Source organism: Streptomyces sp. NPDC104202 (genome assembly GCF_055584185.1).
In genome coordinates this window covers 14838-41243 of the sequence record NZ_JBVJMN010000007.1, presented here as the reverse complement: position 1 = coordinate 41243, position 26406 = coordinate 14838, and the positions used below count along the sequence as shown (strand labels likewise).

Below are 26406 nucleotides of genomic sequence, written 5' to 3'. Positions count from 1 at the left end.
GATACGCTACGGGTCAGTAGGCCAGCAGTAGCCCATTCGTAGTCAACGAACCCCCCGTGACCAGGCAGGGAGCCGCATCCCGATGTCCGAGCCGGCAGAGCAGTACGAGATCGACATTCACACGACCGCAGGCAAGATCGCGGACCTCAAGCGCCGTATCGACGAGGCCACTCACGCCGGCTCGGAGCGTGCGGTGGAGAAGCAGCACGCGAAGGGCAAGCTGACCGCGCGCGAGCGGATCGCCCTGCTGCTCGACGAAGGGTCGTTCGTCGAGCTCGACGAGCTGGCCCGGCACCGGTCGACCAACTTCGGCCTGGAGAAGAACCGCCCCTACGGGGACGGCGTCGTGACCGGCTACGGCACGGTCGACGGCCGTCCGGTGGCCGTGTTCTCCCAGGACTTCACCGTCTTCGGCGGCGCGCTGGGCGAGACGTACGGCCAGAAGATCATCAAGGTGATGGACTTCGCGCTGAAGACGGGCTGCCCGGTCGTCGGCATCAACGACTCCGGCGGCGCCCGCATCCAGGAGGGCGTGAGCGCCCTCGGCATGTACGGCGAGATCTTCCGCCGCAACACCCACGCGTCCGGCGTGATCCCGCAGATCTCCCTGGTCGTCGGCCCCTGCGCGGGCGGTGCGGTGTACTCCCCCGCGATCACCGACTTCACGGTGATGGTGGACCAGACCTCGCACATGTTCATCACCGGTCCGGACGTCATCAAGACGGTGACCGGCGAGGACGTCGGCTTCGAGGAGCTGGGCGGCGCCCGGACGCACAACGCGACCTCGGGCGTGGCGCACCACATGTCGGGGGACGAGAAGGACGCGATCGAGTACGTGAAGTCGCTCCTGTCCTACCTGCCGTCGAACAACCTCTCCGAGCCGCCGGCCTTCCCGGAGGTCGCGGAGACCGAGGTGACCGACGAGGACCGCGAACTCGACGCGCTGATCCCGGACTCGGCGAACCAGCCGTACGACATGCACAAGGTGATCGAGCACGTCCTGGACGACGGCGAGTTCCTGGAGACCCAGGCCCTCTTCGCGCCGAACATCCTGACGGGCTTCGGCCGGGTCGAGGGCTTCCCGGTCGGCGTCGTCGCCAACCAGCCGATGCAGTTCGCGGGGTGCCTCGACATCAACGCGTCCGAGAAGGCCGCGCGGTTCGTGCGCACCTGCGACGCGTTCAACATCCCCGTCCTGACCTTCGTGGACGTGCCGGGCTTCCTGCCGGGCGTGGACCAGGAGTACGGCGGCATCATCCGGCGCGGCGCGAAGCTGATCTACGCGTACGCCGAGGCGACCGTCCCGCTGATCACGGTCATCACCCGCAAGGCGTTCGGCGGCGCGTACGACGTCATGGGCTCCAAGCACCTGGGCGCCGACCTGAACCTGGCGTGGCCGACGGCGCAGATCGCCGTCATGGGCGCGCAGGGCGCGGTCAACATCCTGCACCGCCGCACCATCGCCGAGGCGGAGGACCAGGAGACGGAGCGGGCGCGGCTGATGCAGGAGTACGAGGACGCCCTGCTCAACCCGTACATCGCCGCCGAGCGCGGTTACGTCGACGGGGTGATCCTGCCGTCCGACACGCGCCCGCAGATCGTGAAGGGGCTGCGTCAGCTGCGGACGAAGCGGGAATCCCTTCCTCCGAAGAAGCACGGCAACATCCCGCTGTAGGACCCCGTACGAGCGCTGAAGGAGCCGTCGTGATCAAGGTCGTACGAGGAAACCCGACCCCCGAGGAGCTGGCCGCCGCACTGGCGGTCGTCCAGGCGCGGGCCGCGGCCACGGCGGCGGCGTCCGCCGAGGGCGGCGTCCCGGCCGTACCGGAGGGGTGGTCGGACCCCTCGCGCATCGCGCGGACGGTGCGGCAGCGGCCGGGCCCGCGGGCCTGGGCGCGGTCGTACTGGCCCGTGTAGCCGCGGACGCCGTCGGACGACGGAGGGCCGGACCCCGTGTGCGGGGGGTCCGGCCCTTCGCGTGCCCGTACGGGGCCCGTCACGTACGGCGGAGGAAGAGACCGGCGAGCACGGCGCCGACGGCGACGATCGCGGCGTTGACGAGGACCGCGAGGCCGATGCCGTCGAGGAGCACCGGCGCGGTGACGACCACGGCGCTCATGACCGGGGTGCCCATGGTGATGCCGATCTGCTGCGTCATCGTCGCGAGGCCGGTCGCCATGCCCTGCTCGCCGTCGGGGATGCCCGAGGTGGCGGTGACCATGAAGCCGACGATCGCGAGCATGTTGCCGACCCCGCCGGCGAAGGTGGCGGCGAGCAGCAGCCAGAGCCCGCTCCGGTCGTCGCCGAGGCCGTACAGGGCGAGGGTCGCGGCGGCCTGGAGGAGTCCGCCGGTCACCAGGGCGCCGCGGGCCCCGAAGCGGCCGATGAACCGGGAGGCGGTGACGCCGCCGAGGACCGTGCCGGCGCCGAGCACGCCGAAGGAGAGTCCGGCGGCGAGCGGCGAGAAGCCCAGGACGTCCTGGAGGTACAGCGTCATCAGGAAGACGAGCGAGGTCTCGGTGACGAAGGCGACGAGCCCGGCCAGGTTGCCCCAGACGACCGTGCGGCGCCTGAGGACGTGGAGGGCGACGAGGGGCGAGGCGGCACGCCGTTCGACCAGACCGAAGGCGGCGAGGAGGACGGCGCCGGCGGCCAGGGCGGCGAGTGCGAGGGGGTCGGTCCAGCCGTGTTCTCCGGCGGCCGTCAGCCCGTAGACGAGGGCGAGGAGGCCGCCGGTGACGGTGATCGCGCCGGGCACGTCGAGCCGGGGCCGGACGGCGGGGCGGCTCTCCGCGACGACGGCGGGGGCGACGAGGAGGACGGCGAGGGCGACCGGGACGTTGACGAGGAAGGCCCAGCGCCAGGAGAGCAGGTCGGTGAGGACGCCGCCGAGGATCGCGCCGGTGGTGAAGCCCGCGGACATGAGGGCGCCGTTCAGGCCGAGCGCCCGGGCGCGTAGCGGGCCCTCGGGGAACGAGGCGGTGAGCAGGGAGAGCCCGGCGGGGGTCACGGCGGCCGTCGCCAGGCCCTGGGCGACCCGGGCGGCCATGAGCATCTCGGGGCCGGTGGCGAGGCCGCCGACGAGCGAGGAGAGGCCGAGGAGCGCCATGCCGCCGAGGAAGAGCCGGCGGCGGCCGACGAGGTCCGCGACACGCCCGAAGAGGAGGGTGAATCCGGCGGCGGCGAGGGCGAAGGCGGTGGCGACCCACTGGAGGCCGCCGAGGCCGAAGCCGAGTCCCCGCCCGATGACGGGCAGGGCGACGTTCAGGATCGAGAAGTCGACGGCCAGCATGAACTGGGCGAGGAGGAGGACGACGAGGACGAGTCGCATCCGGCCGGTCATGCGGTCGGGCGCGGCGCCCGGCGCGGTGGCCGGAGCGGGGGCGGGGAGATCCAGGGCAACCATGCGTACGACCCCTTAATGGGAAGATGGTTCCGTTAAGATGTCCCGTACCGTAGCAGAGTCGACGGCCTTAATGGAACAGGAGACCCATTTGACTGAGAGCCGCCCGGCCTCGCCCGGCACCCTCCGCCCCGGCGGCCGCACCGCGAAGGTCCGCGGCGCCGTCCTCGACGCCACCCGGGACGCCCTCGCCGACACGGGCTTCCACGCCCTCAACATGGACCGGGTCGCCGCGAGCGCCGGAGTCGGCAAGACCACCGTCTACCGGCGCTGGGGCTCCCCCGCCGGCCTGGTCGCCGACCTCCTGCACGACATGGCCGAGCAGTCGCTGCCGGCCGCCGACACGGGCAGCCTCCCGGGCGACCTGCGGGCCAACGCCGAACTCGTCCGGGCCACCCTCACCGACGCCCGGATGGGCGCCGTCTTCCGCGCGGTCATCGCCGCGGCCGCCTGCGACGACGAGTGCGCCGGCGCCCTGGCCGGCTTCTACCGGACCCGCCTCGCCGAATGGACCCCGGTCGTCACCCGGGGCGCGGCGCGCGGCGAGGTCCCGGCGGACACCGACCCCGTCGAACTGCTCCGGGCCGTCTCCGCGCCGCTCTACTACCGCTTCGCGGTCACCCACGAGGAGCTCACGGCGGACGTGGCCGAACGGGCCGCCGCCGCGGCGCTCGCGGCGGCGCGCGAGGGCGTGTTCGCGCGCTGAGCCGCACGCGCGCGCCGGACGGGTCGTTCCGCGCAGGACGCTTGAGTATCCGTACTCAGGCGCCCGGGGCCCGCGGCCCGCAGGATCGGAGCATGCTGTGGTCCGACCCGAAGAACCAGCCGCCCAAGTTCCTGCGCGACATGCAGGCGATGATCCGCCGTACGGGCGTGCTCCTCGCCCTGGCCATGGTGGTGGCGATGTTCGTGGCGAGCGCGCGCTGAGCCCTCGGCCGGGGCTCCCCCACGCTCCGGCGGCGACGGGTGGGCGGCACTGGCTACGCTGCCCCCATGACTGCTGATCCGCGCCGTGTCGTCCTCGCCTCCGCCTCCCCCGCCCGCCTCGGCCTGCTGCGCCAGGCAGGGCTCTCGCCCGAGGTGATCGTGAGCGGTGTCGACGAGGACAAGGTCCACGCCCCGACCCCGGCCGAGCTCGCGCTCGCGCTCGCCGAGGCGAAGGCCGCCCATGTGGCGGCGAGGCCCGGGGTGTTCGGCGCGCTGGTCATCGGCTGCGACTCGGTCCTCGAACTCGACGGGCGCGCCCTCGGCAAGCCGGCCGACGCCGAGGAGGCCACCGCCCGCTGGAAGGAGATGCGCGGCCGCGTCGGCATCCTCCAGACGGGCCACTGCGTGTACGACACGGCCGCCAAGCGGTACGAGTCGGCGACGGCCTCGACCGTGGTGCGCTTCGGCGAGCCGACGGACGAGGAGGTCGCGGCGTACGTGGCGAGCGGCGAACCGCTGCACGTGGCGGGCGCGTTCACCCTCGACGGCCGGTCGGCGCCGTTCATCGACGGCATCGACGGCGACCCGGGCAACGTGATCGGGCTGTCCCTGCCGCTGCTGCGCAGGCTCCTCGGCAAGCTGGACGTGCGGATCACCGACCTCTGGGCCTGAGCCGCCGCGGGGCCGGGCGGGACACGCCGGGGGCGTGGGGGCACCGGCCGGGACACGCCCGGGCGGCGACCGTTTCCGGGTGCCGCTTTCGGGTGACGCACGGGATCCCCGTGCCGCCCCGCCACCGGAGCGCCGGAGCCGCCCCGGAGGCCCCCTGGACGCCCGTTCGAGCCGCCCCCGGGGCCGCCTGGACGGGCACCGGAGGCACCTAGGCGGGGGCCGGGGTTCCGGTCGAGGTCTCCTCGGGGGCCTCCTTGCCGTACGCCACCAGGGTGAGGACGAGAAGAGCGAGAACCGACATCAGGAAGGCGAAGGCCGTCCAGCCGAGCAGGCCGACGGCGACCGCGCCGAGGACGCCGTGCACGACCGCGCAGCCGATGAGCAGACCGCGGCCGAAGCGGCCCGGACGGCGGTCGCGGAGGCCCGCGAGGAGGGCGACGAGCCCGCAGACCGCGAGGGCGGCGCCGGAGACGACGCCGAGCACCCAGGTGCCGGTGACCATCGCGTCGGGGTCCATGCCGTCCAGCGACATCGTCTGGACCTCCAGGAACCGTGCCATCACGGCGTTGATCGCGACGATGCCGGGTGCTTCGAGGAGGAGCACCGCCGCCGTCACGAGGGCTATCGGTCTGCGGGCCACCTCGGCCACCCCCTGGATTCGCCTGTTACCGACAGTACGATCGACAGCGCGAAGGCTACTGGCCGGTAAACCCCTGGACAAGAGTGCGGACACGGAGGGCGGCCGCGCAGTGCTCGGCAAAGAATCGTTGCGCCATTCGTAGGGACTCCACAAAGAAACCCGAATGGCGACTGGCCGCTTGAACAGAGACCTGCGCCACACCTCGGAGCTACTGTGCCGTAAAGGAACCCTGCGTACCGTGGTGCGACAAGGGAATTCACGACCCGAGCAGGCCCGGGGTCACGCTCCGTGTGGGCAAGCTCACCACTGGGGACGGGTCGAAAGGCCGTGTCGGCAGTCCCTAAACTCAGCTTGTTTCAAGGAGGGAGCCATCGTGCGCAAGGTGCTCATCGCCAACCGTGGCGAAATCGCTGTCCGTGTGGCCCGGGCGTGCCGGGACGCGGGTATCGGCAGCGTGGCCGTGTACGCCGAACCGGACCGGGACGCTCTGCATGTCCGGGCGGCCGACGAGGCGTTCGCTCTGGGCGGTGACACTCCGGCGACCAGTTACCTGGACATGGCGAAGGTGTTGCAGGCCGCCGCGGACTCCGGGGCGGACGCCGTCCACCCGGGCTACGGCTTCCTCTCCGAGAACGCCGAGTTCGCCCAGGCGGTCCTGGACGCCGGTCTGATCTGGATCGGCCCGCCGCCGCAGGCGATCCGCGACCTGGGCGACAAGGTGGCGGCGCGTCACATCGCGCAGCGCGCCGGCGCCCCCCTCGTGGCCGGCACCCCCGACCCGGTGTCGGGCGCCGACGAGGTCGTCGCCTTCGCCCGGGAGCACGGCCTGCCGATCGCCATCAAGGCCGCCTTCGGCGGTGGCGGTCGCGGCCTGAAGGTCGCCCGGACCCTGGAAGAGGTCCCGGAGCTCTACGACTCCGCCGTCCGCGAGGCCGTCGCCGCCTTCGGCCGCGGCGAGTGCTTCGTCGAGCGCTACCTCGACAAGCCGCGGCACGTCGAGACGCAGTGCCTCGCCGACACCCACGGCAACGTGGTCGTGGTCTCCACCCGTGACTGCTCGCTCCAGCGCCGCCACCAGAAGCTCGTCGAGGAGGCGCCCGCGCCGTTCCTGACGGCCGAGCAGAACGCGGAGCTGTACGCGGCCTCGAAGGCGATCCTGAAGGAGGCCGGCTACGTCGGCGCCGGCACGGTCGAGTTCCTGGTCGGCATGGACGGCACGATCTCCTTCCTGGAGGTCAACACCCGCCTCCAGGTCGAGCACCCGGTGACCGAGGAGGTCTCCGGCATCGACCTGGTCCGCGAGATGTTCCGGATCGCCGACGGCGAGGCCCTCGGCTACGACGACCCCGAGGCGCGCGGTCACTCCTTCGAGTTCCGCATCAACGGCGAGGACCCGGGCCGCGGCTTCCTGCCCGCCCCTGGCACCGTCACCCTCTTCGACGCCCCCTCGGGCCCGGGTGTCCGCATGGACGCCGGTGTCGAGTCGGGCTCGGTCATCGGCCCGGCGTGGGACTCGCTCCTCGCCAAGCTGATCGTCACCGGCGCGACCCGCGAGCAGGCGCTCCAGCGTGCGGCCCGCGCCCTGGCGGAGTTCAAGGTCGAGGGCATGGCGACCGCGATCCCGTTCCACCAGGCCGTCGTGGTCGACCCGGCGTTCACCGCCGACCCGTTCCGCGTCCACACCCGGTGGATCGAGACGGAGTTCGTCAACGAGATCAAGCCGTTCGCCCCCGCCGTCGGCGAGGCGGACGAGGACGAGGGCAACCGCGAGACGATCGTCGTCGAGGTCGGCGGCAAGCGCCTCGAGGTCTCCCTGCCGTCCTCGCTCGGCATGACGCTGGCCCGCACGGGCCTCGCGGCCGGCGCGAAGCCGAAGCGGCGCGCGGCCAAGAAGTCCGGCCCGACCGCCTCCGGCGACACCCTCGCCTCCCCGATGCAGGGCACGATCGTCAAGGTCGCGGTCGAGGAGGGCCAGGAGGTCAAGGAGGGCGACCTCATCGTCGTCCTGGAGGCCATGAAGATGGAGCAGCCGCTCAACGCGCACCGCTCCGGCACCGTCAAGGGCCTGACCGCCGAGGTCGGCGCGTCCGTCACCTCCGGCGCCTCCATCTGCGACATCAAGGACTGACCCGCTCCACCCAGTACCGTACGAAGGGCCCGCAGGCAGCCGCCTGCGGGCCCTTCGTACAGGGGCTGTGGAACAGGCCGGACCAGGGGAGGGCCATCACCCATGCGAGCCGACGCGCGCCGCAACCACGAACGGCTGCTGACCGAAGCCCGTACCGCCTTCGCCGAGCAGGGCACGGACGCGCCCCTGGAGGAGATCGCACGCCGCGCGGAGGTGGGCATCGGCACCCTCTACCGGCACTTCCCCACCCGGGCCGACCTGCTCAACTCCGTCTTCCAGGAGGCCCTGGCGGAGCTGCTGGACCGCTCGCGGGAGCTGGCCGGGGCGGACGCGCCCTGCCGGGCGCTGGTGGAGTGGCTGCGGGCACTGATCACCCACGCGGTGGAGTACCGGGGGCTCGCCCACGCCCTGATGTCCGCCTCGTACGACCGGAGTTCGGCGCTCTCCCGGTGCAGCGACCCGCTGCGGGCGGCGGGTGAGACGCTCCTCGGCCGCGCCCAGGAGGCGGGGCAGGTGCGCGCCGACGTGTCCATCGGCGACCTGATGCAGCTGACCAACGCGATCGCGCTGGCGGCGGAGCAGTGCCCGGAGGACGCGCGGCTGGCGGACCGCCTGCTCGCGCTGACCCTGCGGGGCATCAAGGACTGACGCCGGGTCCACGGCCGGCCCGGTCCCGTTCGGGGGGACGGGCGGCGCGGGACCCCTGGGGGAGGGTCCCTCGGGGCCTTCAGCGGCGTCGCATGTCCGCGACCCGTGCGGTGCGCTCCATCGTCTCCGCGGCCATCGCTCCCCCGGGGCCCCGGTACGGGCCGGCGGCCATCCGGCCGCGCTGGACCGGGAGCGGCATGTCACGGCGGGGCCGGGCGCCCGGGGGGTGCGGGTCACCGCCGCCCGCCGCCTGGCCGGTGCCGGCGACGGCGATCTGCACGCCCTGGTCGGCGAGGGCCTGGAGCTCGGTGGCGGCCCGGTCGTCGTGGGCCGGCGGCTCGTCGGTCACCAGGCGGGTGATGACGTCCGTGGGCACGGTCTGGAACATGGTGTCGGCGCCGAGCTTGGTGTGGTCGGCGAGGACCACGACCTCCGCCGCCGCCTGCACCAGCGCCCGGTCCACGCTCGCGGAGAGCATGTTGGACGTGGAGAGGCCGCGCTCGGCGGTCAGGCCGCTCCCGGAGAGGAAGGCCCGGGAGACCCTGAGCCCCTGGAGCGACTGCTCCGCCCCGCTGCCCACCAGCGCGTAGTTGGAGCCGCGCAGGGTGCCGCCGGTCATGACGACCTCGACCCGGTTGGCGTGGGCGAGGGCCTGGGCGACGAGCAGGGAGTTGGTGACCACGGTCAGACCGGGCACGCGGGCGAGCCGGCGGGCCAGCTCCTGCGTGGTGGTCCCGGCGCCGACGACGATGGCCTCGCCTTCTTCGACGAGGCCCGCGGCGACGTCGGCGATGGCCGTCTTCTCCGCGGTCGCGAGATGGGATTTCTGCGGGAAGCCGGATTCTCGCGTGAATCCGCCCGGCAACACCGCACCGCCATGGCGGCGGTCGAGGAGTCCTTCTGCCTCCAGCGCCCGTACGTCTCTTCGTACGGTCACTTCGGAGGTCTGGACGACGCGGGCGAGCTCGCGGAGCGACACGGCCCCATTGGCTCGCACCATTTCGAGGATCAACTGGCGACGTTCTGCAGCGAACACGAAACTGACAGTAACGTGACCGGCCGATAGTTTTCAGCACTATGCGCCGATTTGCAGAAGATGCGCACGGGCGGGGCCCCCAAGTGGTATGGGTGGCCCCGCCGTTGGTCGATCTATGCCCCGCCTTGCCGGGGGTTGTCCGGGTCGGCGAACCGTTCCCGCAGGCGGGAGCGGGGCCGGACCCCGGTGCTACGCCTCGCCCGCCGACTTTCGGGTGTGCAACTGCCGTGCCACTTCCGCGATCGAGCCCGACAGGGAGGGGTACACGGTGAAAGCATTTGCGATCTGTTCGACCGTCAGATTGTTGTCGACCGCGATCGAGATCGGATGGATCAGCTCGCTCGCCTTCGGCGCGACGACGCAGCCGCCGACCACGATGCCGGTGCCGGGGCGGCAGAAGATCTTCACGAAGCCGTCCCGGATGCCCTGCATCTTGGCGCGCGGGTTGCGCAGCAGCGGCAGCTTGACGACCTTGGCGTCGATCTTGCCCGCGTCGACGTCCGCCTGGGTGTAGCCGACGGTGGCGATCTCGGGGTCGGTGAAGACGTTGGAGGAGACCGTCTTCAGGTTGAGCGGGGCCACGGCGTCACCGAGGAAGTGGTACATCGCGATCCGGCCCTGCATGGCGGCGACCGAGGCGAGCGCGAAGACACCGGTGACGTCGCCCGCCGCGTACACGCCCGGGGCGCTCGTCCGGGAGACCCGGTCGGTCCAGATGTGACCGGAGTCCTTCAGCTTGATCCCGGCCTCCTCCAGGCCCATTCCGGCCGAGTTCGGGATGGCGCCGACCGCCATGAGGCAGTGGGTGCCGGAGATGACCCGGCCGTCGGAGAGGGTGACCTCCACCCGGTCGCCGACCCGCTTGGCGGACTCGGCGCGGGAGCGGGCCATGACGTTCATGCCGCGGCGGCGGAAGACGTCCTCCAGGACGGCGGCCGCGTCGGGGTCCTCGCCCGGCAGCACCCGGTCGCGGGAGGAGACGAGGGTGACCCGGGAGCCGAGCGCCTGGTAGGCGCCGGCGAACTCGGCGCCGGTGACGCCGGAGCCGACCACGATGAGCTCCTCCGGGAGCTCCTTGAGGTCGTAGACCTGGGTCCAGTTCAGGATGCGCTCGCCGTCCGGCTTGGCGTCGGGCACCTCGCGCGGGTGGGCGCCGGTCGCGATCAGCACGGCGTCCGCGGTCAGCGTCTCCTCGCTGCCGTCGGCCGCGGTGACGACCACCTGGCGGGAGCCGTCCATCGCCTGCCGGCCGGAGAGCCGGCCGCGGCCGCGGAGCACGCGGGCGCCCGCCCGGGTGACGGAGGCGGTGATGTCGTGCGACTGGGCCAGCGCGAGGCGCTTCACCCGTCGGTTGACCTTGCCGAGGTCGACGCCGACGACCCGGGCGGCCTGCTCCACGTGGGGGGTGTCGTCCGCGACGATGATGCCGAGTTCCTCGTAGGAGGAGTCGAAGGTGGTCATCACCTCCGCCGTGGCGATCAGCGTCTTCGAGGGGACGCAGTCGGTCAGGACGGACGCGCCGCCGAGTCCGTCGCAGTCGACGACGGTCACCTCCGCGCCGAGTTGGGCGCCCACCAGGGCCGCCTCGTATCCGCCGGGTCCGCCACCGATGATCACGATCCGGGTCACTGGGATCTACGCCTCGCGTCTCGTTCTGCCGGGGGGTCCCCCCGCTGGGGTGCAGTGCGTACGCCATTGTCCCGCACGCTTCAAGTGCGTACCCCATTCTCCCGCACGCCCGGGGCTGCCTCACGTCGGGGCTCCGTAGGCGCGCCGCCGCGGCGGCCGCGGGGCCCGTGCGCGTCCGCCACCTCGGAGTTCGCCGGACACCCCGCCCCCTCCCGTACCCTCGGTCCCATGTCGCTCTACGCCGCTTTCGCCGGCAACCTCGACGCGCGGCTGATGAGCCGCCGCGCACCCCACTCCCCGCTGCGCGGCACCGGCTGGCTGAACGGCTGGCGGCTGACTTTCGGCGGCGAGCAGATGGGCTGGGAGGGAGCGCTGGCCACCCTCGTGGAGGCCCCCCGGTCCCAGGTCTTCGTGGCGCTGTACGACATCGCCCCGATGGACGAGGACTCCATGGACCGCTGGGAGGGCGTGGGGCTCGACATCTACCGGCGGATGCGGGTCCGGGTGCACACCCTGGACGGCGAGGAGGCGGCCTGGGTGTACGTGCTCAACGCCTACGAGGGCGGTCTGCCCTCCGCCCGGTACCTGGGCGAGGTGGCGGACGCCGCCGAGTCGGCGGGCGCGCCGCACGACTACGTGATGGAGTTGCGGAAGCGCCCCTGTTGATCCGCACGCGGCTGCCGGACCGCCCGTTCGTCGGAAACGACAAGACAACGATCGCATGTCCGTCAGCTCGTCATCTACGCGCGTAGGCAATCTCCGGATACGCTTCTTCGCGTAACAAATCCGTCCGGGGCCCCCCTCGGACTCCCCTCCCCGAGGCGAGAGAGTCAGTGAACGCAACTGCCACCCCGTACGAGGCCGCCGAGGCCGCTGCCGCACGTCTTCGCGAGCTGACCGGAGTCGAGAGCCACGACGTCGCCCTGGTCATGGGCTCGGGCTGGGCGCCCGCCGTCGACGCGCTCGGCGCCCCCGAGGCCGAGTTCCCGGTCACCGAGCTCCCCGGCTTCCCGCCGCCGGCCGTCGAGGGCCACGGCGGCAAGGTCCGCTCGTACAAGATCGGCGCCAAGCGCGCGCTGGTCTTCCTCGGCCGCACGCACTTCTACGAGGGCCGTGGCGTCGCCTCCGTCGCCCACGGCGTGCGCACCGCCGTCGCCGCCGGCTGCAAGACGGTCGTCCTCACCAACGGCTGCGGCGGCCTGCGCGAGGGCATGCGCCCCGGCCAGCCGGTCCTCATCAGCGACCACCTCAACCTCACGGCCGCCTCCCCCATCGTGGGCGCCAACTTCGTCGACCTCACCGACCTGTACTCGCCGCGGCTGCGCGCGCTGTGCAAGGAGATCGACGAGACGCTGGAGGAGGGCGTCTACGTCCAGTTCCCCGGCCCGCACTACGAGACCCCGGCCGAGATCAACATGGTCCGCGTCATGGGCGGCGACCTGGTCGGCATGTCCACCGTCCTGGAGGCCATCGCGGCCCGTGAGGCCGGCGCCGAGGTCCTGGGCATCTCCCTCGTCACCAACCTCGCCGCGGGGCTCTCGGGCGAGCCGCTGAACCACGAGGAGGTGCTCCAGGCGGGACGCGACTCGGCGGCCCGGATGGGCGAACTCCTGACCCGGGTGCTCGACCGCATCTGAGCCTCCCGGCTCACGGGGGCCGCCGAACGGATCCCCCGGTTACGGGAAGGGGCCGGGCGGATCCCCCGGTTACGGGAAGGGGCCGGGCGGGGAAAGGCTCCGCGCGACGGCCGCGCGCACGCGCCGCCGGCCCGCACCCGCCGCCCCTCCCGCCCGCACTCCCCGAAAGGCACACCGTGACGCAGGACGACCTCCTCACCCGGGCCCAGGCATGGCTCGCCGAGGACCCCGACAGCGAGACCCGCGAGGAGCTCGCGCGCCTCATCGAAGCCGGCGCCACCGCCGAGCTCGCCGCCCGCTTCTCCGGGACGCTCCAGTTCGGCACCGCCGGGCTCCGCGGCGAGCTGGGCGCCGGGCCGATGCGGATGAACCGCTCGGTGGTCATCCGCGCCGCCGCCGGCCTCGCCGCGTACCTCAAGGCGAAGGGCGAGGAGGGCGGCCTCGTGGTGATCGGCTACGACGCCCGGTACAAGTCGGCCGACTTCGCCCGTGACACCGCCGCCGTGATGACCGGCGCGGGGCTGCGCGCCGCGGTCCTCCCCCGGCCGCTGCCGACGCCCGTCCTGGCGTACGCCATAAGGCATCTGGGCGCCGTCGCGGGCGTCGAGGTGACGGCGAGTCACAACCCGCCCCGCGACAACGGCTACAAGGTCTACCTGGGCGACGGCTCGCAGATCGTGCCGCCCGCCGACGCGGAGATCGCCGCCGAGATCGACGCCGTCCGCTCGCTGCACGACGTGCCGCGCCCGGAGTCCGGCTGGGAGACCCTCGGCGACGAGGTCCTGTCCGCCTACCTGGAGCGCACGGACGCGGTCCTGACGCCCGGCTCCCCCCGGACCGCGCGGACCGTCTACACGGCCATGCACGGCGTCGGCAAGGACGTCCTGACCGCCGCCTTCGCCCGGGCCGGCTTCCCGCCGCCGGCGCTCGTCGCCGAGCAGGCCGACCCGGACCCCGCCTTCCCCACGGTCGCCTTCCCCAACCCGGAGGAGCCGGGCGCCATGGACCTCGCCTTCGAGGCGGCCCGGGCCGTGGCTCCCGACCTCGTCATCGCCAACGACCCCGACGCGGACCGCTGCGCGGTGGCCGTGCCCGACGCCTCCGTCGACGGCGGCTGGCGGATGCTCCGCGGCGACGAGGTCGGCGCGCTGCTCGCCGCGCACCTGGTGGACAAGGGCGCCACCGGCGTCTTCGCCGAGTCGATCGTGTCGTCCTCGCTGCTCGGCCGCATCGCCGAGGCTGCGGGCGTCGGCTACGAGGAGACGCTGACCGGCTTCAAGTGGATCGCCCGCGTCGACGGCCTGCGGTACGGCTACGAGGAGGCGCTCGGCTACTGCGTCGACCCCGAGGGCGTCCGCGACAAGGACGGCATCACGGCCGCGCTGCTCGTCACCGAGCTGGCCTCGGTCCTCAAGGAGCGGGGCCGGACGCTGACCGACCTGCTCGACGACCTCGCCGTCGCGCACGGTCTGCACGCGACGGACCAGCTGTCGGTGCGGGTCGAGGACCTCTCCGTCATCGCGAACGCGATGGCCGCGCTCCGCGAGCGCCCGCCCGTCTCCCTCGCCGGCCTCACGGTCGTCTCGGCCGAGGACCTGACGAAGGGCACGGAGTCCCTCCCGCCGACGGACGGCCTGCGCTACCACCTGGAGGGGGCCTACAAGGCCCGGGTGATCGTCCGCCCGAGCGGCACCGAGCCCAAGCTCAAGTGCTACCTGGAGGTCGTCGTCCCGGTCGCCGACGCGAGCGGCCTCGCCGCGGCCCGCGCCACGGGCGCCGAGATCCTCGCCGCGGTCAAGCGCGACCTGTCCGCCGCCGCGGGCCTGTGACCGCCACGCCGGAGGGCCGGTACGGACCTCGTGTCCGTACCGGCCCTCCGGCGCAGGGCCCGCACGCACGGCGTGCGGCGGGGGTCAGCCGGTCGCGAGCAGGATCACGAGCACCAGGAGTCCGGCGACCGCGGGGCCGATGATCTCGTACGCCCAGCGGACCTGCGGCTCGCCCTGCGAGCCGGGGCGGGCGGCGCGGGCCTCGGCGAGGTCGCGGAGGTCGGCGACGGTCTTGTCGCCGGAGGCGATCCGGGAGGCGGAGTCGCGCACGTCGGCGGTGACGGAGGTGCGGCCGTGCGGGTCGTCCTGAGAGGCCCGCGCGGCGCGGCGGGCCGCCCGCTTCCGCTGGCGCAGCGAGACGGGGATCGCCCAGAGCTGGTAGGTGGTGCCGCCCTGGGTGAGGACCTCGCTGGAGTAGCCGGCGCGGACGTCGGCGACGCAGGCCCAGGGCAGCGTGATCGACCGGAACGGGTTGCGGACGCGCAGCCGGTCCTCGTTGGCGTACACCGCCGGGCGGATGGTGAAGGCGACGATGAGCGGGACCGCGAGGAGCAGGCTCGCGAGCGCGACCCACGGGGTCCGGCCCTCGCCGCGGACCGCGGCGTCGATGCAGAACAGGCCCGCGAGGGCCACCAGGAACACTCCGCTGGCGATCCCGAGGGGCGAACGGAAGACACGGTCGGCGGCCGGCTTGTCGGCGGCCGGCTTGTCGGCGGCCGGCCGTGCGGGGGTCGACTCGCGGCCGGGCTCGTGACTCGGCTCGGGGGTCGGGTCGGGGGTCGTCATGCCGCCGATTGTGCCTCAGCGCGCCGGTGGAGGCTCAGGCGGCCCGCGTGGCCACGAGGTCGGCGTACAGGATGATGTTGTCGGGGCGGTGGCCGTCGACCAGCTCGCCCCCGCAGGTGACGATCCGCAGCTCGGGGCGGCGGGTGTTCCCGTAGACCTCGGCGCTCGGGAAGGCGCCCTCGTCGACCCGCTCCAGCTCCCTGATCCGGAACACCGCGGCGGAGCCGTCCGCGCGGGTCACCGTGACCTCGTCCCCGACCCGCACCCGGGAGACGTTCCTGAACACGGCCGGGCCGCGCACGGTGTCGAAGTGGCCGATGAGCACCGCCGGGCCGGTCTCCCCGGGCGTGACGCCCCGGTCGTACCACCCGATCCGGTCCGCCTCCTCGACGGAGGGCACCTCGACCGTCCCGTCGGAGGCCAGGTCGAGCAGCAGGACCGGCCCGGTGGGCCCGGTGTCGACGCCCGCGGCGGGCAGCTGCACCCGGACGGGCAGGGAGTGGGCGAGCGGGCGGACGGGGGCCGCGCCCGCCGCCGTGGGGCCGGGGGCGGCCGCCGACCCGATCCGGGCGGGCGGGGCGACGGGCACCGGGTCGCCGTCGGAACAGGCCCCGAGCAGGGCCGCCGCGGCGGCCGCCAGCAGCACGCCGGCGGTACGGGAACGGGTACGGCGCTTCATGGACTGCTCCGGGCGGACGGGGGGCGGCCGGCCGCCGCGTGGAGTGCGGCGACCGGCCTGGGGTGGGGTGGGGTGGGGTGGGGTGGTGCTCCCGCTCGGGTCAAGAGGCGGGGAGGCGGGGAACCGCGGGTCGGACGCGGGCGGCGGTCCGGCGGCGCAGGACGGTGAGGTCCGGCCGGCTGCGGGAAGAAATCTAAGGATCTTGTGTGAGGGAGCGGTCCACTCCGTGTCACGGCCGTGTGACAGGGTTCACGGCGGCGGTGAACGGCCCCGGGCCGACCGCCACCACGCCGGTCGGCGGCCCGTGACCTCGGGCTCCGCGAAGGGTGGCCCCTGTACAGGTCGCTACGCGCGTAGATATGCTCGACTGGTGACCATGCCCACCACTGCATCCGCAGCATCCGCATTCGCCGACGTGACCGCGTCCGACGGTGCGCTGCGCCGCTTCCTCCACGGGCTGCCCGGCGTCGACGCCGTCGGCCTGGAGGCGCGCGCCGCGTCCCTCGGCACCCGCTCGATCAAGACCACGGCCAAGGCGTACGCCATCGACCTGGCCATTTCCATGATCGACCTGACGACGCTCGAAGGCGCGGACACCCCGGGCAAGGTCCGGGCGCTCGCCGCCAAGGCCGTCAACCCCGATCCGACCGACCGCACGACGCCGACGACCGCCGCCGTCTGCGTCTACCCCGACATGGTGGCCACCGCCAAGGCCGCCGTCGCGGGCACCGGCGTCAAGGTCGCCTCGGTCGCGACCGCCTTCCCGGCCGGGCGCGCCGCGCTCCCCGTGAAGCTCGCCGACACGGCCGACGCGATCGCCGCCGGCGCCGACGAGATCGACATGGTCATCGACCGTGGCGCCTTCCTCGCCGGGCACTACCTGAAGGTCTACGAGCAGATCGCCGCGATCAAGGCGGAGTGCGGCGACCGCGCCCGCCTCAAGGTGATCTTCGAGACCGGCGAGCTGTCCACGTACGACAACATCCGCCGCGCCTCCTGGCTCGGCATGATGGCCGGCGCGGACTTCATCAAGACCTCGACCGGCAAGGTCGCGGTCAACGCCACCCCCGCCAACACCCTGCTCATGCTGGAGGCCGTGCGCGACTTCCGCGCGCAGACCGGCGTGCAGATCGGCGTGAAGCCGGCCGGCGGCATCCGCAACACCAAGGAAGCGATCAAGTTCCTGGTGCTCGTCAACGAGACCGTGGGCGAGGACTGGCTGGACAACCACTGGTTCCGCTTCGGCGCTTCCAGCCTGCTCAACGACCTGCTGATGCAGCGCCAGAAGCTGGCGACCGGCCGTTACTCCGGCCCCGATTACGTGACGGTGGACTGATCAACATGGCATCTGCATTCGAGTACGCACCGGCGCCCGAGTCCCGCTCCGTCGTCGACATCGCCCCCAGCTACGGCCTGTTCATCGACGGCGAGTTCGTCGAGGCGGCCGACGGCAAGGTCTTCAAGACCGTCTCCCCCTCCACCGAGGAGGTCCTCTCCGAGGTCGCCCAGGCGGGCGCCGAGGACGTCGACCGCGCGGTGAAGGCGGCACGGAAGGCGTTCGAGAAGTGGTCGGCGCTGCCCGGCTCCGAGCGCGCCAAGTACCTCTTCCGGATCGCCCGGATCATCCAGGAGCGCAGCCGCGAGCTGGCCGTCCTGGAGACCCTGGACAACGGCAAGCCGATCAAGGAGACCCGCGACGCGGACCTCCCGCTGGTCGCCGCGCACTTCTTCTACTACGCGGGCTGGGCCGACAAGCTCGACCACGCCGGCTACGGAGCGAACCCGCGTCCGCTGGGCGTGGCCGGCCAGGTCATCCCGTGGAACTTCCCGCTGCTGATGCTGGCGTGGAAGATCGCCCCGGCGCTCGCGACGGGCAACACCGTCGTCCTGAAGCCGGCCGAGACGACCCCGCTCTCCGCCCTGTTCTTCGCGGACATCTGCCGTCAGGCCGGTCTGCCGAAGGGCGTCGTCAACATCCTCCCCGGCTACGGGGAGACGGGCGCCGCGCTGGTCGGGCACCCGGACGTGAACAAGGTCGCCTTCACCGGCTCGACCGCCGTCGGCAAGGCCATCGCGCGCTCGGTCGCCGGCACCGACAAGAAGGTGACGCTGGAGCTGGGCGGCAAGGGCGCCAACATCGTCTTCGACGACGCCCCGATCGACCAGGCCGTCGAGGGCATCGTCAACGGCATCTTCTTCAACCAGGGCCAGGTCTGCTGCGCGGGCTCGCGCCTCCTGGTGCAGGAGTCGATCCAGGACGAGCTGCTCGACTCGCTCAAGCGCCGCCTGAACACGCTGCGGCTGGGCGACCCGCTCGACAAGAACACCGACATCGGCGCCATCAACTCCTCGGAGCAGCTGGCCCGGATCACCTCGCTGGTGGAGCAGGGCGAGGCGGAGGGCGCCGAGCGCTGGAGCGCCTCCTGCGAGATCCCGTCGGCCGGCTACTGGTTCGCCCCGACGCTCTTCACCGGCGTCACCCAGGCGCACCGCATCGCCCGCGACGAGATCTTCGGCCCGGTCCTGTCGGTGCTGTCCTTCCGTACGCCGGACGAGGCCGTCGCGAAGGCCAACAACAGCCAGTACGGCCTGTCCGCCGGCATCTGGACGGAGAAGGGCTCCCGCATCCTGGCGGTCGCCTCCAAGCTCCGCGCGGGTGTCGTCTGGGCCAACACGTTCAACAAGTTCGACCCGACCTCGCCCTTCGGCGGCTACAAGGAGTCGGGCTTCGGCCGCGAGGGCGGCCGTCACGGTCTGGAGGCCTACCTCGATGTCTGAGTCGGCGACGCGGCTGAGCGTCTTCAAGACCTACAAGCTGTACGTCGGGGGCAAGTTCCCCCGCTCCGAGAGCGGCCGGGTGTACGAGGTGACGGACTCGAAGGGCAAGTGGCTGGCGAACGTGCCGCTCTCCTCCCGCAAGGACGCGCGTGACGCGGTCGTCGCCGCCCGCAAGGCCTTCGGCGGCTGGGCGGGCGCGACCGCGTACAACCGCGGCCAGGTCCTCTACCGCGTCGCCGAGATGCTGGAGGGGCGCCGGGAGCAGTTCGTCCGCGAGGTCGCGGACGCGGAGGGCCTGTCGAAGTCGAAGGCGGCGGCGGTCGTCGACGCGGCGATCGACCGCTGGGTCTGGTACGCCGGCTGGACCGACAAGATCGCCCAGGTCGTCGGCGGCGCCAACCCGGTCGCCGGCCCGTACTTCAACCTCTCCTCCCCCGAGCCGACCGGTGTCGTCACGGTCGTGGCCCCGCAGGACTCGTCCTTCCTGGGCCTGGTCTCGGTAATCGCCCCGGTGATCGCGACGGGTAACACGGCCGTCGTCATCGCGAGCGAGAAGTCCCCGCTGCCGGCGCTCTCGCTGGGCGAGGTGCTCGCCACCTCCGACCTGCCGGGCGGTGTCGTCAACATCCTCTCCGGCAAGGTGGCCGAGATGGGCCCGCACCTCGCGGCCCACCAGGACGTCAACGCCATCGACCTCACGGGCGCGACCGAGGGCGACCTCGCCCGCGACCTGGAGATCGCGGCGGCGGACAACCTCAAGCGCGTCCTGCGGCCGCGCGCCGAGGACTTCGCCGACTCCCCCGGCACGGACCGCATGACCGCCTTCCTGGAGACCAAGACGGTCTGGCACCCGACGGGCTCGCTGGGCGCGTCGGGCTCCTCGTACTGACGGCTCGGCGAACGGCCCCCGGGTGTGCGCACCCGGGGGCCGTTCGTCGTTCCCGCCCCACCCGCCCCGCCCGCCCTGCCCGCCGGGTCTTGCCCCGGCGGCCCCGTCCACCGCAAGATCCGGAGGGGACCGACGGTGTCGGTGACACGAGCGGAGGGGCGGGTACGTCATGGGGGACATGGTCAAGGGAGCCAACGCCTTCGTCCCGACGGTGGCGCTGCGCGTCGCCGTCCGCGGGGGCGTCGACGTCGCGGCGCTGCTGCTGACGGAGCGGGGCCGGGTCAGGGGCGACGCGGACATCGTGTTCCACGGCGCCCCGGTCCATCCCTCGGGGGCCGTGCGGCTGGTCGGGGGCGAGGACGGCACGGCGTGGCTGGAGGCCGGTCTGACGGCGACCGAGGCGGAGGTCTCCCGCGTCCTCGTCGTCGCGTCGACGGAGGGCGGCGCCCTGCGGGACGCGGCCGGGCTGGCCGTGGAGGCGTTCGCGCCGGACGGCACCTCGGTCGCGCGCTACGCCGTGACCGACGCCGGCGGGGAGACGGCGATGGTCCTCGCGGAGCTGTACCGCCGCGCGGGCGGCTGGAAGTTCCGCGCGGTGGGGCAGGGCCACCCGGACGGCCTGGAGGGCCTCGCGGCCGCCCACGGCGTCGACGTGGCCGCCGAGGGGCCCCCGGCGGCTCCCGCGCCGGTGACGGCGCGCCCGTCGATGACGAAGGCCCCGGAGGCCGTGACACCGGCCGTCAGGCCCGCCCCGGCACCGGCTCCCGCCCCGGCGCCGCCGGTGACCCCGGCTCCCGCCCCGTACCCCTTCCCGATCGAGGCGCCGGGGAAGACGGCCGCGGGACCCGCGCCCGTCCCCTCCGGCGCGCCCGCCGCGCCCGGCGCCCCGGACTGGACGTTCGGCGGCCTGTTCGCGCCGCGGACGCGCAGCGGCCGGGGCAACGACGTGATCACCGTGGAGGACCTCCCGCCCGGCCCGGTGGTGGTCGAGCTGGCCGTCGACGGCGACGGGTACACGGGGCTGTGGCCGCTCACCCGCTTCAACAAGGAGGAGAGCAGCCTGATCAACAGCACGCAGGAGGACTTCCGGGGCCGGGTCCTCCCCGTGGTGCCGTCGAACGGCAGGCTGCGGCTGAAACTGCGGGCGGACGGCCCCTGGGAGATGCGGGTCCTGCCGCTGGCGGCCGCCCGGCGGCTGACCGAGGAGCCGCTGGAGTGCGAGGGGCCGGACGTCCTGCTGCACACCGGGGGCGCGGCGGACGCCGCCTTCCACTACCGGGGCAAGGACAACTTCATCGTCCACCTCTACGAGCTGGCGGACCACGACGACCCCACCACCCTGCCGGAGCACCGCCGATCGGCCGTCAACGAGATCGGCCGGCGCCGGGAGACCTTCCCGCTGCCCGAGGGCCCGCTGATCGTCCATCTGCGGATGGCGGACGGACCGTGGCGCGGGCGCCTGAAGGACGTCCAGCCGCACAGCGGGCGGTCCCCGCACGACGCCGGGCCGAGGCCGCCCCAGCCTCGCGGGGCCCAGGGCTGGCTCCGCCGGGGCCGCCGCTGAGCGTCCCCCGCCCCGCCGGCCCTAGGGCAGCAGCCCCTGGGTGAGCGGCCCGGCCACCGGGAGGTCGGCGACGGCCCCGCCCTTCGTGACGTGGTCGGTGACGAGGTTCGTGCCGATCGGCTTGAAGTCGGCGACCTGGGTGCCGAGGCCGTTGGCGAGCGGGTCGACGCCGGTGTTGGCCAGCGGGTCGAGCTGGAGCCGGGTCAGCGGGCCCAGGCCGTGGGTGACGCCGGAGAGCGCGCCGGTCCCGGCCGCGGCGGCGTCGGTGCGGGTCAGCGAGTCGACGGGCAGCGGCACCGGGGCCGCGGCCTGGGCCGCGGCGCCCCCGCCGACCAGCGCGGCGCCCGCCGCCGTGACCGTGAGACCGGCCTTGAGCAGGGCGCTGCGGCGGGGGGTGCGGGGTTCTGCGTGACGCGCCATGACGTTCCTTCCGAGGGGTGACCGAGCGGCCACCGACAGTAGTCGAGGTGTGATGCTCGATACCAACGGCCTCCTGCGGGGGTCCCCTGCACGGGGGAATGCTTCACACTGGTGTCCCGTGAGTTCCCAACCGATCCCGACCCGTGTCGTCCTGCTCACGGGCCCCTCCGGCTCCGGCAAGTCGTCCCTCGCCGCCGTCACCGGCCTCCCGGTCCTGCGCCTCGACGACTTCTACAAGGAGTGCGACGACCCGTCGCTCCCGCTCGTCGACGGCAGCACGGACATCGACTGGGACTCCCCGCGGTCCTGGGACGCCGACGCGGCCGTCGCCGCCATCGTCGAGCTGTGCCGCACGGGACGCACCGACGTCCCCGTGTACGACATCTCCACCAGCTCCCGCGTCGGCCGGGAGCGGTTCGACATCGAGCGGACCCCGCTGTTCGTGGCGGAGGGCATCTTCGCGGCCGAGATCGTGGGCCGCTGCCGCGAGCTCGACGTCCTCGCGGACGCGCTCTGCCTGCGCGGCCGTCCCTCGACGACCTTCCGCCGCCGTCTCGCCCGCGACCTGCGCGAGGGCCGGAAGTCCGTGCCCTTCCTGCTGCGCCGCGGCTGGCGGCTGATGCGCGCGGAGCGGGCCATCGTGGCCCGTCAGGCCGAGCTGGGCGCCCACCCCTGCGCGAAGCCGGAGGCCCTGGGGCGTCTCGCCGCCGCCGCGGCCGGCCGCCACCGCACCCCGGCGGCGAGCTGACGCCGGCGCCACCCGGCACACGGCACGAAGCGGGCCGTACGAGACCCCCCGGCCCGTACAGCCCGCTTCGTCATCCCCGTACCCCCGTACGGTTCCCCCGTGTTCCCCCCGTGACGACCCCGCGAGCCCCGTTTCCCCCGTGGCCCGCGCGGTCTTTCCCCGTTCCCCCCGACCTTCAGGCCACCAGCTCGCCGAAGGACTCCTCCTCGTCACGGCCGAAGCTCAGCACCTCGTCCTCGCGCAGTCGCCGCAGCGAGCGCCAGATGCTCGACTTCACCGTGCCGACACTGATGTCCAGGATCTCCGCGATCTCCGGGTCGGTCCGGCCCTCGTAGTAGCGCAGCACCAGCATCGTCCGCTGGAGCTCGGGCAGCCGGGCGAGGGCCTGCCACAGGACCGCGCGCAGCTCGGTTCCCCGCATCGCGTCCGTCTCGCCCACCGTCTCGGGGAGCTCCTCGGTCGGGTACTCGTTGAGCTTGCGCCGGCGCCAGGCGCTGATGTGCAGGTTGGTCATGGTGCGGCGGAGGTATCCGCCGACCGCGGCCTTGTCGCTGATCCGGTCCCAGGCGCGGTAGGTGGAGAACAGCGCGCTCTGGAGCAGGTCCTCGGCCTCGAAACGGTCACCGGTCAGGTGGTAGGCGGTGGCGTACAGGGAGGCACGACGCTCCTGGACGTAGGCCGTGAACTCGGCCTCCGAGCAGGTGACGCGTTCCCCCGTGCCCTCCCCGTACGCCGCTCCCCCGTCAGCAACGGCCACCATGTACGGCGCCTTGCGCTGACGCCCGACGCTGCGAACGCACCCCCGCCCGTTCACCGCGCCGGACTTCTCCGTGCTCCGCACGACGTCGTGGAGACGCGTGACAACTGCGCTTGAGGTGGTGCTGTGCAGTGCGTTCATCTCGCGCCCCCCGTCGGTTGGAGTGTGTTTCGGTCCGTGTGCCAAGAAGCTTCCCCCGGGGACTTCATGGCGTTGTCCGCCGACTGTCACAGCCGTGTCACAGGGGGTGGAACAGAAGCGCGCCTCCCGGCGGTCGAACTCGGACGGCCGAATGCGACAGAATGCTGCCGTGCCTTTTCTGTTGCTGATCGAGGACGACGACGCCATCCGCACGGCCCTCGAACTCTCCCTGTCCCGGCAGGGCCACCGGGTGGCCACCGCCGCGACGGGCGAGGACGGGCTCCAGCTGCTGCGCGAGCAGCGGCCGGACCTGGTCGTGCTCGACGTCATGCTGCCCGGCATCGACGGCTTCGAGGTCTGTCGGCGGATCCGTCGCACCGACCAGTTGCCGATCATCCTGCTCACCGCGCGCAGTGACGACATCGACGTGGTCGTCGGACTGGAGTCCGGTGCCGACGACTACGTGGTCAAGCCCGTGCAGGGCCGGGTGCTCGACGCCCGCATCCGGGCCGTACTGCGGCGCGGCGAGCGGGAGTCGACGGATTCCGCGACGTACGGGTCCCTCGTCATCGACCGGTCCGCGATGACCGTCACCAAGAACGGCGAGGACCTCCAGCTCACGCCGACCGAGCTGCGGCTGCTGCTGGAGCTGAGCCGGCGGCCCGGACAGGCCCTCTCCCGGCAGCAGTTGCTGCGGCTGGTGTGGGAGCACGACTACCTGGGCGACTCGCGGCTCGTCGACGCCTGCGTGCAGCGGCTGCGCGCCAAGGTGGAGGACGTGCCGTCCTCGCCCACGCTCATCCGCACCGTGCGGGGCGTCGGCTACCGGCTGGACGTCCCTGCGTGAGTACGGGGATCCTCGCGCGGCCCCGGCTCTCCAGCCTGCGGCTGCGGCTCGTCGTCGTCTTCGCCCTGGTCGCGCTCACCGCGGCCGTCGCCGCCTCCGGCATCGCGTACTGGCTCAACCGCGAGGCGGTGCTGACCCGTACCCAGGACGGGGCGCTCAACGACTTCCGGCAGGAGATGCAGAACCGGGCCGCCACGCTGCCGCTCCGGCCGACCCAGGACGACCTGAGGCGGACCGCCGAGCAGATGGCGGGCGGCAGCGCCGCGAACTACCAGGTGCTGCTGCTCGGCGAGCGGGACGCGGGCAAGCCGATCGTCGGCGCCTCCGACCCCGACGACTTCACCCTCGCCGACGTGCCGCTGTCGCTGCGCGAGGCCGTGGACACCGAGCGGCCGGTGACGGAGGCCAACCCCTACCGCCACCACCTGTTCTGGCAGCGCACCGAACGGGGCGGCACGCCGTACCTGGTCGGCGGGACGCGGATCGACGGCGGCGGACCGGCCGGCTACATGTTCAAGTCGCTGGCCGCGGAGAAGGCCGACCTGAACTCGCTCGCCTGGTCCCTGGGGATCGCGACGGCGCTCGCCGTCGTCGGCTCCGTGCTGCTCGCGCAGGTCGCGGCGACGACCGTGCTGCGCCCGGTGCACCGGCTCGGCGAGGCGGCCCGGCAGCTCGGCGAGGGCAAGCTCGACACGCGGCTGCGGGTCTCCGGCGCGGACGAACTGGCCGATCTGTCCCGGACGTTCAACAGCGCGGCCGAGTCCCTGCAGAAGAAGGTCGCGGACATGAGCGCGCGGGAGGAGTCCAGCCGCCGGTTCGTCGCCGACATGTCGCACGAGCTGCGCACCCCGCTGACCGCGCTGACGGCCGTCACCGAGGTCCTGGAGGACGAGCAGGACACCCTGGACCCGATGATCGCCCCGGCGGTGGCGCTGGTGGTGAGCGAGACGCGGCGGCTGAACGACCTGGTGGAGAACCTGATGGAGGTGACCCGCTTCGACGCGGGCACCGCGCGCCTCGTCCTCGACGAGGTGGACATCGCCGACCAGATCACCGCCTGCATCGACGCGCGGGCCTGGCTGGACGCGGTCGACCTCGACGCGGCGCGCGGGATCGTGGCGCCGCTGGACCCGCGCCGCCTGGACGTGATCCTGGCGAACCTCATCGGCAACGCGCTCAAGCACGGCGGTTCGCCGGTGCGGGTCTCGGTGCGCACGGAGGCCGAGGAGCTGGTCATCGCGGTCCGTGACCACGGCCCCGGCATCCCCGAGGAGGTGCTGCCGCACGTCTTCGACCGCTTCTACAAGGCGAGCGCGTCCCGGCCGCGCTCCGAGGGCAGCGGTCTCGGCCTGTCGATCGCCATGGAGAACGCGCTGATCCACGGCGGGTCGATCACGGCGTCCAACTCGGTCGGCGAGGACGGGGCGGTGGACGGCGCGGTGTTCGTGCTGCGGCTGCCGCTCGACGCGTCGGGGATCACGCGCGAGGTGCAGACCCGCAGCAGCCAGGGCGAGGTGGAGGAAGAGTGAGGCGCCGCACCTTCGGGCGTACGGCGGGAGCCGGCGCCCTGAGCGCGGCCGCGCTGGCCGCGCTGGTCACCGGCTGCGGGATCAGGACGACGTCGGTCCCCGTGGACGCGGGCGCCGCCCCGTCGCGCGTGCCGTGCAGCGTCACCGAGGAGTCTCCGTCGCCGTCGGCCGCGCAGGGCGTGCCGGTCCGGGTGTTCCTGGTCTGCGGATCGCAGCTGGAGCCGGTGGACCGCCGCTCGCCGCTGCCGGAGGAGAAGGCGGGCGGCGACCCGGTGCGCACGGCCACGGGGCTGCTGGCGCAGCTGACCGCCGAGCCGTCGGACGGCGAGCGGCAGGCCGGTTTCACCAGCGCGGTGCGGGGTCCGCTGGCCGTGCGGGGCGGGTACAAGGGCGACCCGGCCGGCACCCTGCGGCTGAGCCGCCAGCCGGAGGACCTGGCGCCGACCGCGCTGTCGCAGATCGTCTGCACCTTCGCGGAGAGCTCGGCGGGCGCGGGCGGCCACACGGTCCTGCTGGGCGGCCCCGGCGCCTACCCGCCCAAGCGGTACCGGTGCACGACCGAGCTGCGCGAGCGCCCGGAGTCCACCCCGCCGACGGCTCCGGCGGCCGCCCCGACGGCGACGTCCACGGGCTGACACGGCGAGGCGTCCGGTGTCGCGGCGGAACCGATTCCGCCGCGACGGGCGTCTTGGGGGGCGTGCAGCGTCAAGGTTCGGGCG

General features: G+C 73.2%; 26 protein-coding genes. 18 read left to right on the top strand and 8 right to left on the bottom strand.

Annotated elements, in window-relative coordinates:
* Window positions 1–82: 82 nt before the first annotated feature.
* Both ACZ60W_RS06985 and ACZ60W_RS06980 read left to right on the top strand, forming a co-directional pair.
* The gene (locus ACZ60W_RS06985) at window positions 83–1675 is read left to right on the top strand and encodes an acyl-CoA carboxylase subunit beta (RefSeq protein ID WP_469754332.1); all 1593 of its coding nucleotides are present in this window, start codon (window positions 83–85) and stop codon (window positions 1673–1675) included.
* 29 nt (window positions 1676–1704) lie between these two features.
* Window positions 1705–1917 carry an acyl-CoA carboxylase subunit epsilon gene (locus ACZ60W_RS06980; protein ID WP_469754331.1) on the top strand — a complete coding sequence of 71 codons (213 nt, stop codon included), beginning with the start codon at window positions 1705–1707 and terminating at the stop codon, window positions 1915–1917.
* Between the two features lie 79 nt (window positions 1918–1996).
* On the opposite strand, the gene ACZ60W_RS06975 is transcribed toward ACZ60W_RS06980, so the two are convergent.
* Window positions 1997–3406 carry an MFS transporter gene (locus ACZ60W_RS06975; RefSeq protein ID WP_469754330.1) on the bottom strand — a complete coding sequence of 470 codons (1410 nt, stop codon included), beginning with the start codon at window positions 3404–3406 and terminating at the stop codon, window positions 1997–1999.
* Window positions 3407–3443: 37 nt separating this feature from the next.
* Between ACZ60W_RS06975 and ACZ60W_RS06970 the strand changes: the two genes are divergently transcribed.
* The 3 genes from ACZ60W_RS06970 (at window position 3444) to ACZ60W_RS06960 (ending at window position 5002) form a co-directional block, all read left to right on the top strand.
* Window positions 3444–4109 carry a TetR/AcrR family transcriptional regulator gene (locus ACZ60W_RS06970; protein ID WP_469754329.1) on the top strand — a complete coding sequence of 222 codons (666 nt, stop codon included), beginning with the start codon at window positions 3444–3446 and terminating at the stop codon, window positions 4107–4109.
* A gap of 92 nt (window positions 4110–4201) precedes the next feature.
* Entirely contained in the window at window positions 4202–4330 is a 129-nt protein-coding gene (gene mmpB, locus ACZ60W_RS06965) for a morphogenic membrane protein MmpB (RefSeq protein ID WP_469754328.1), read from the top strand.
* Window positions 4331–4396: 66 nt separating this feature from the next.
* Window positions 4397–5002 (top strand): nucleoside triphosphate pyrophosphatase, encoded by a 606-nt coding sequence (locus ACZ60W_RS06960; protein ID WP_469754327.1) that lies wholly within the window; start codon window positions 4397–4399, stop codon window positions 5000–5002.
* A gap of 208 nt (window positions 5003–5210) precedes the next feature.
* Here ACZ60W_RS06960 and ACZ60W_RS06955 read toward each other — a convergent pair whose 3' ends face one another.
* Window positions 5211–5642, bottom strand: a complete 432-nt coding sequence (locus ACZ60W_RS06955; RefSeq protein WP_469754326.1) for a hypothetical protein — start codon at window positions 5640–5642, stop codon at window positions 5211–5213.
* 373 nt (window positions 5643–6015) lie between these two features.
* Here ACZ60W_RS06955 and ACZ60W_RS06950 point away from each other — a divergent pair, with 373 nt between their 5' ends.
* The gene (locus ACZ60W_RS06950; protein ID WP_469754325.1) at window positions 6016–7770 is read left to right on the top strand and encodes an acetyl/propionyl/methylcrotonyl-CoA carboxylase subunit alpha; all 1755 of its coding nucleotides are present in this window, start codon (window positions 6016–6018) and stop codon (window positions 7768–7770) included.
* A gap of 102 nt (window positions 7771–7872) precedes the next feature.
* The gene (locus tag ACZ60W_RS06945; protein WP_469754324.1) at window positions 7873–8418 is read left to right on the top strand and encodes a TetR/AcrR family transcriptional regulator; all 546 of its coding nucleotides are present in this window, start codon (window positions 7873–7875) and stop codon (window positions 8416–8418) included.
* A 79-nt stretch (window positions 8419–8497) separates the two neighbouring features.
* On the opposite strand, the gene ACZ60W_RS06940 is transcribed toward ACZ60W_RS06945, so the two are convergent.
* Window positions 8498–9418 carry a DeoR/GlpR family DNA-binding transcription regulator gene (locus ACZ60W_RS06940; protein ID WP_469754323.1) on the bottom strand — a complete coding sequence of 307 codons (921 nt, stop codon included), beginning with the start codon at window positions 9416–9418 and terminating at the stop codon, window positions 8498–8500.
* A 225-nt stretch (window positions 9419–9643) separates the two neighbouring features.
* Window positions 9644–11083 (bottom strand): NAD(P)H-quinone dehydrogenase, encoded by a 1440-nt coding sequence (locus ACZ60W_RS06935; RefSeq protein WP_469754322.1) that lies wholly within the window; start codon window positions 11081–11083, stop codon window positions 9644–9646.
* 228 nt (window positions 11084–11311) lie between these two features.
* Between ACZ60W_RS06935 and ACZ60W_RS06930 the strand changes: the two genes are divergently transcribed.
* From ACZ60W_RS06930 to ACZ60W_RS06920, 3 genes are all read left to right on the top strand, one after another.
* Window positions 11312–11749 carry a gamma-glutamylcyclotransferase family protein gene (locus ACZ60W_RS06930; protein ID WP_469754321.1) on the top strand — a complete coding sequence of 146 codons (438 nt, stop codon included), beginning with the start codon at window positions 11312–11314 and terminating at the stop codon, window positions 11747–11749.
* A 167-nt stretch (window positions 11750–11916) separates the two neighbouring features.
* The gene (locus ACZ60W_RS06925) at window positions 11917–12720 is read left to right on the top strand and encodes a purine-nucleoside phosphorylase (RefSeq protein ID WP_366309694.1); all 804 of its coding nucleotides are present in this window, start codon (window positions 11917–11919) and stop codon (window positions 12718–12720) included.
* 176 nt (window positions 12721–12896) lie between these two features.
* Complete coding sequence (locus tag ACZ60W_RS06920; protein ID WP_469754320.1) at window positions 12897–14549, top strand: phospho-sugar mutase; 1653 nt, start codon at window positions 12897–12899, stop codon at window positions 14547–14549.
* Window positions 14550–14633: 84 nt separating this feature from the next.
* Here ACZ60W_RS06920 and ACZ60W_RS06915 read toward each other — a convergent pair whose 3' ends face one another.
* The gene (locus ACZ60W_RS06915) at window positions 14634–15335 is read right to left on the bottom strand and encodes a PH domain-containing protein (RefSeq protein ID WP_469754319.1); all 702 of its coding nucleotides are present in this window, start codon (window positions 15333–15335) and stop codon (window positions 14634–14636) included.
* Between the two features lie 34 nt (window positions 15336–15369).
* Window positions 15370–16014 carry a class F sortase gene (locus ACZ60W_RS06910; RefSeq protein ID WP_469754318.1) on the bottom strand — a complete coding sequence of 215 codons (645 nt, stop codon included), beginning with the start codon at window positions 16012–16014 and terminating at the stop codon, window positions 15370–15372.
* Window positions 16015–16390: 376 nt separating this feature from the next.
* Here ACZ60W_RS06910 and deoC point away from each other — a divergent pair, with 376 nt between their 5' ends.
* From deoC to ACZ60W_RS06890, 4 genes are all read left to right on the top strand, one after another.
* Window positions 16391–17350, top strand: coding sequence for a deoxyribose-phosphate aldolase (deoC, locus tag ACZ60W_RS06905; RefSeq protein ID WP_026058305.1), 960 nt, complete (start codon window positions 16391–16393; stop codon window positions 17348–17350).
* A gap of 5 nt (window positions 17351–17355) precedes the next feature.
* Window positions 17356–18792, top strand: coding sequence for an aldehyde dehydrogenase family protein (locus ACZ60W_RS06900; protein ID WP_469754317.1), 1437 nt, complete (start codon window positions 17356–17358; stop codon window positions 18790–18792).
* Entirely contained in the window at window positions 18785–19681 is an 897-nt protein-coding gene (locus tag ACZ60W_RS06895) for an aldehyde dehydrogenase family protein (RefSeq protein ID WP_469754316.1), read from the top strand. The genes ACZ60W_RS06900 and ACZ60W_RS06895 overlap by 8 nt, the downstream gene beginning before the upstream one ends.
* 169 nt (window positions 19682–19850) lie before the next feature.
* Window positions 19851–21245 (top strand): TerD family protein, encoded by a 1395-nt coding sequence (locus ACZ60W_RS06890; protein WP_469754315.1) that lies wholly within the window; start codon window positions 19851–19853, stop codon window positions 21243–21245.
* A 21-nt stretch (window positions 21246–21266) separates the two neighbouring features.
* Here the strand turns inward: ACZ60W_RS06890 and ACZ60W_RS06885 are convergent, their stop codons facing one another.
* Window positions 21267–21665, bottom strand: coding sequence for a hypothetical protein (locus ACZ60W_RS06885; protein WP_469754314.1), 399 nt, complete (start codon window positions 21663–21665; stop codon window positions 21267–21269).
* Between the two features lie 52 nt (window positions 21666–21717).
* Here ACZ60W_RS06885 and ACZ60W_RS06880 point away from each other — a divergent pair, with 52 nt between their 5' ends.
* Window positions 21718–22413: a uridine kinase family protein gene (locus ACZ60W_RS06880; protein WP_469754313.1), complete on the top strand. Its 696-nt coding sequence runs from the start codon at window positions 21718–21720 to the stop codon at window positions 22411–22413.
* A 175-nt stretch (window positions 22414–22588) separates the two neighbouring features.
* On the opposite strand, the gene ACZ60W_RS06875 is transcribed toward ACZ60W_RS06880, so the two are convergent.
* The gene (locus ACZ60W_RS06875; RefSeq protein WP_366309555.1) at window positions 22589–23311 is read right to left on the bottom strand and encodes a SigE family RNA polymerase sigma factor; all 723 of its coding nucleotides are present in this window, start codon (window positions 23309–23311) and stop codon (window positions 22589–22591) included.
* Between the two features lie 169 nt (window positions 23312–23480).
* On the opposite strand from ACZ60W_RS06875, the gene afsQ1 reads away from it, so the two are divergent.
* The 3 genes from afsQ1 to ACZ60W_RS06860 are packed head-to-tail and all read left to right on the top strand — an operon-like array spanning window position 23481 to window position 26322.
* Window positions 23481–24158, top strand: coding sequence for a two-component system response regulator AfsQ1 (gene afsQ1, locus ACZ60W_RS06870; RefSeq protein WP_017239746.1), 678 nt, complete (start codon window positions 23481–23483; stop codon window positions 24156–24158).
* The gene (locus ACZ60W_RS06865) at window positions 24155–25687 is read left to right on the top strand and encodes an ATP-binding protein (RefSeq protein ID WP_469754312.1); all 1533 of its coding nucleotides are present in this window, start codon (window positions 24155–24157) and stop codon (window positions 25685–25687) included. The genes afsQ1 and ACZ60W_RS06865 overlap by 4 nt, the downstream gene beginning before the upstream one ends.
* Window positions 25684–26322: a hypothetical protein gene (locus ACZ60W_RS06860; RefSeq protein WP_469754311.1), complete on the top strand. Its 639-nt coding sequence runs from the start codon at window positions 25684–25686 to the stop codon at window positions 26320–26322. Before ACZ60W_RS06865 ends, ACZ60W_RS06860 begins: the two co-directional genes overlap by 4 nt.
* Window positions 26323–26406: the final 84 nt, after the last annotated feature.